Origin of the sequence: Craterilacuibacter sp. (assembly GCF_051659485.1) — a bacterium.
In the GTDB taxonomy this organism is placed as follows: Bacteria; Pseudomonadota; Gammaproteobacteria; order Burkholderiales; family Chromobacteriaceae; genus Craterilacuibacter.
On the sequence record NZ_JBOFOO010000419.1, the window covers coordinates 1 to 4,184 of the forward strand.

The 4,184-nt window shown below is 60.4% G+C and carries 4 protein-coding genes; 2 read left to right on the top strand and 2 right to left on the bottom strand.

What is annotated here, in order from left to right; genetic code table 11:
- Together ACRC1E_RS14125 and ACRC1E_RS14130 are read left to right on the top strand one after the other, a co-directional pair.
- Positions 1-1,001: FAD-dependent oxidoreductase (locus tag ACRC1E_RS14125; RefSeq protein WP_438515729.1), on the top strand; the 1,001-nt coding region annotated here is incomplete at its 5' end.
- A gap of 94 nt (positions 1,002-1,095) precedes the next feature.
- Positions 1,096-2,121, top strand: a complete 1,026-nt coding sequence (locus ACRC1E_RS14130) for an extracellular solute-binding protein (RefSeq protein WP_438515731.1) — start codon at positions 1,096-1,098, stop codon at positions 2,119-2,121.
- Between the two features lie 69 nt (positions 2,122-2,190).
- On the opposite strand, the gene ACRC1E_RS14135 is transcribed toward ACRC1E_RS14130, so the two are convergent.
- Both ACRC1E_RS14135 and ACRC1E_RS14140 read right to left on the bottom strand, forming a co-directional pair.
- Positions 2,191-3,756 (bottom strand): FadD3 family acyl-CoA ligase, encoded by a 1,566-nt coding sequence (locus ACRC1E_RS14135; protein WP_438515732.1) that lies wholly within the window; start codon positions 3,754-3,756, stop codon positions 2,191-2,193.
- Positions 3,757-3,858: 102 nt separating this feature from the next.
- On the bottom strand, positions 3,859-4,023 hold the full coding sequence (locus tag ACRC1E_RS14140) for a hypothetical protein (protein ID WP_438515733.1): 165 nt from the start codon (positions 4,021-4,023) through the stop codon (positions 3,859-3,861).
- Positions 4,024-4,184 lie beyond the last annotated feature (161 nt).

A 4,184-nucleotide genomic window follows, 5' to 3' on the forward strand; every position in this document is an offset into this window, starting at 1 on the left:
TCAGCCAGATCTTTATCAATGAACGCGTCAAATGCGCGGTCAATCCTGAAACCGGACACGAATTCGAAGGCGGACTCACCCCGGCAGCCATACCACGCCACGTGGTGATAGTCGGCGGCGGGCCGGCCGGCATGGAAGCAGCACGGGTGGCCGCCATGCGCGGCCATCGCGTCACACTGGTGGAGAAAGCCAAACGCCTCGGTGGCACCCTGTTTTTTGCCGGCCTTGCCTACGCTGAAAACGGCAGGCTGCTCGACTATCTAATCCATGCCGTGCGTTCACTGCCGGTCGATATCAAACTCGACTTCGAAGCGACACCAAAGAGCATCGCCGCACTGGCACCGGACACCGTCATCGTGGCCAGCGGTGCGCGCCGCGCCGCGCCCAATCTACCTGGTGCCGAACAAGCACATGTTTTCAGTGGTGACGAACTTAGGGCCTTACTGACCGGCGACGGCGGCGAGGAAGTGGCCAAACGCAAGCTGTCTCTGGCACAGAGGGTGATGATGAAGGCCGGCAACCTGTCCGGCGTCACCGATAGCAGCACCGCACTGCAAAAACTCAGCCATTTATGGATGCCTCTGGGGCACTCGGTGGTGATTGTCGGTGGCGGGCTGGTCGGTCTGGAGTTGGCCGAATTTCTGGTGGCGCGCAATCGCCAGGTCACCGTACTGGAAGAGAGTGCCAGTTTCGGACGCGAACTTTCCATTGTGCGACGCTGGCGCGTGCTCGCCGAGCTGGGGCAATACGGCGCCACCCTGATTGCTGACGCCCGCGTCAAACTGATAGACGGTCATGCCCTGATATATCACAGCACCGAGGGCGAAGCGCGGCTCAAGGCCGATTCGGTGGTGCTAGCCAATGGCGCACAAAGCGATGACAGCCTTGCCCGCCGCCTGCAGCAGGCGGGGCTGAATGTGGTACTGGCGGGCGATGCACAGATGCTGGGCTATATCGAAGGCGCGCTACGTGCCGGCTATCAAAGCACTGCCCGACTATGATTTATTTGAAATGCTTGGTCATTTGGTTTAAAAATGGCTATCAACATGAAAAGTCGCGAACAACAACGGCCCGCCTCCACACGAAGGACATAGCATGCGCGCACATACACTGACCCTGACCCTGGGTTTGGTCATGAGCCTGCCAACTCAGGCAGCCGAACTCAATATCCTGTCTTTTGGCGGCGCCAATAAGGCTGCTCAGGAAATCGCCTTCTACACACCCTTCCGTGATGCCGGCGGCACTGCGATCAAATCCGGTGACTATAACGGCGACTATTACCGCGAAATTGCCCAGGGCAAGAATTCAGGGCAGCAATGGGACGTGGTGGAAGTGTCGGCACCGGAACTTGCGCGCGCCTGCCGCGAGGGGCGTTTTCAGAAACTGGACTGGGCGCGCATAGGCAAACCCGAAGACTTCGTCGCCGGCAGTGTCAGCGAGTGCGGGGTCGGCATCTTTACCTGGGCGGTGGTGCTGGCCTACAACGCCGATAGCGCCGCACGCGTGCCGCGCAACTGGCAGGACTTCTGGGACGTCAAAGCAATACCCGGCAAACGCGGCATGCACCAGAGTGCACGCTACACGCTGGAATTCGCACTGATGGCCGATGGCGTCGCCCCGGCCGATGTCTATCAGGTTCTGGCCACACCAGCGGGCGTTACGCGCGCCTTTAATAAGTTAACGCAGCTCAAGCCGCATATCGTATGGTGGGAATCACCAGCGCAGCCGGCACAGATGCTGGCCTACGACAAAGTCGTGATGAGCGTCGCCTACAATGGCCGCATCACCGCAGAGCAGAAAAACTGGCCTAAGCTACGCGTTCAGTGGAACGACAATCTTTACAATATCAACTACTGGGCCATCCCCAAGGGCGCCAATAGCGCAGCGGCGACCCGCTTTATCACCTTCGCCAGCCAGCCTGAAAACCAGAAGACCTACTCCAGCTATATCGATTATGGCCCGACCCGCCTGACGGCATTGCAGCTATTGCCGCGCGAAACGGCCATGCGCCTGCCTACGTCACCGGCCAACCTGGCCAGCGCCACGCCGATGAATGGCGAATTCTGGGTCAAGCACGGCCCGGCGCTGGAAGCGCGCTTCACCCAGTGGCTGGCACGTTGAAACGCTCCTTCCTGAGCAAAAAACCCGCTGTAAAGCGGGTTTTTTGCTCTCTGCTCGCGAAAGCTGGGCCTAGACCATTTCGCGCAGCAGGTTTTTCTGTACTTTGCCAGTCGCATTAAGCGGCAAGGCCGAGACGAAAGCCACCTCGCGCGGCACCTTGTAATTGGCCATGCGCGAACGACACCAGCTGACAATCTCGTCGCCTATGGGCTCGAAGCCGGCACGCGCCACAATATAGGCCTTGCCGACTTCACCCATGCGGGTGTCCGGCACGCCGATCACGGCCACCTGAGCAATGTGCGGATGCAATGCCAGCGCGCGCTCGATCTCGGCCGGATAGACATTGAAACCGCCGACAATAAACATGTCCTTCAGCCGGTCGGTAATCGCGAGATAACCGGCCTCATCCAGCACCCCGACATCGCCGGTATGCAGCCATAGATCACCATCGACGGCATCACGGGTCGCGGCGGCATCACCAAAATACCCCTGCATCACGTTAAAGCCGCGTATCCAGACTTCGCCCGCCTCGCCCGCCGGCAGCGGCGCACCGTTTTCGCCGGCAATGCGGATCTCGACCCCGGGCAAGGGGCGGCCGCAGCTTTTGGCGATGGTGTCCGCGCTATCTTCTGCCAGTGTCAGCGTGGCGATACCGGAAGATTCAGTCAGGCCATAGCCGGTCAGGACAATATCGAAACCCAGTTCGCTGCGCATGCGTTCGATCAGCGCAGGCGGCACTGAAGCTGCGCCCGTGACGGTGGCACGCAGGCTGGAAATATCGGTGTGGGCAAGCCTCTGGTCTTCCAGCAAGGAGATAAACAAGGTCGGTGGCCCGGGCAATACCGTAATGCGGTCGCGCTCTATGCGCGAGAGTACCGCTGCGCCATCAAACACCGCCATCGGCAAAATGGTGGCACCGGCCATCAGGCTGGCCAGCCAGCCTGCCTTGTAACCGAAGGCGTGAAAAAAGGGATTGACGATCAGGTAGCGGTCACCGGGCGCCAAACCGATCGCCCCGGCCCAAACCGCCATCCCGGTCAGGTTTTGCCCATGGCCGCTCATCACCCCCTTGGGGTAGCCGGTGGTGCCCGAGGTAAACAGGATGTCGGAAGTATGATCCGGCGTCAGCGCCTGCGAGATCCTGTCGGCTTCTTGCAGTGCGGCGTCATCGGCATAAGAGAGGAACTCATCCCATGTCAGCATGCCCTCCCCGCCGCCGCCCTCCCCCAGCAGCACCACATCCCGCAAACACTCCGGCTGCAGGCCCACAAGTTGCCTTGGATAGTTCACCCCGAGAAAGTCACCGATGCAAAACAAGAGTTTGCACTGGCTTTTTTGCAGCAGGTAAGCCGCTTCGCTACCCTTCATGCGGGTATTGACCGGCACCAGCACCGCGCCTGCGCTATGAATGCCCAGTGCCGCAACGATCCACTGCCAGCCATTGGGTGCCCAAATGGCAACCCTGTCCCCCTGCTTGATGCCCATGCGCAACAGGGCGGCGGCCGCCTTGCGCCGCAAGCGGTCAAGCTCGGGATAGCTGATCAGCTGGCCTTCATCCTCGATAGCGGTGCGGCCGGGCCAGCGCGCCGCACTGGCGGCCATCATGCGGGGAATGGTAGGGATACGGGGCAACATGCAGCTCTCCTCTGATGGCAATACCGCATCATCAATAGCGCGTCGGGTACCGTCATCGTCCGCCAGGACTAAAGCCGGCAAGCGATTAGGCGGGAGAGGAGATCACTTCAGCCGTTCAGCCAGATGCTGTGCCAGATAGTCGACAAAAGCGGCGATGCGTGGTGCCAAAGCGCCCTGTTTGTAGAACACGGCCCATACCGGCGGCGACCAGCCCAGATTACTTGCTTCTCTTCTGGGGCTGACTACCTGGGCGGGCCATCTTGGCAAAAAAGCCGGCATCGATCCGCTGGCCAAACCGGCCTACGCCGTCGCTGCCCACTAAGATTTGACCTGAGCGCCTATCTCTCACCAGTCTGGCAATTCGCCACAGAGCGTGGCTAAATGAACTCCCCATGCAAAACGGCAAGCTGCCCGCGCTTGCCGTTTTG

What these genes read in the sequence shown, in the direction of transcription:
- ACRC1E_RS14130 (WP_438515731.1), top strand. Translation starts at nt 1,096, where the DNA reads ATGCGCGCACATACACTGACCCTGACCCTGGGTTTGGTCATGAGCCTG.
- ACRC1E_RS14135 (WP_438515732.1), bottom strand. Translation starts at nt 3,756, where the DNA reads ATGTTGCCCCGTATCCCTACCATTCCCCGCATGATGGCCGCCAGTGCG.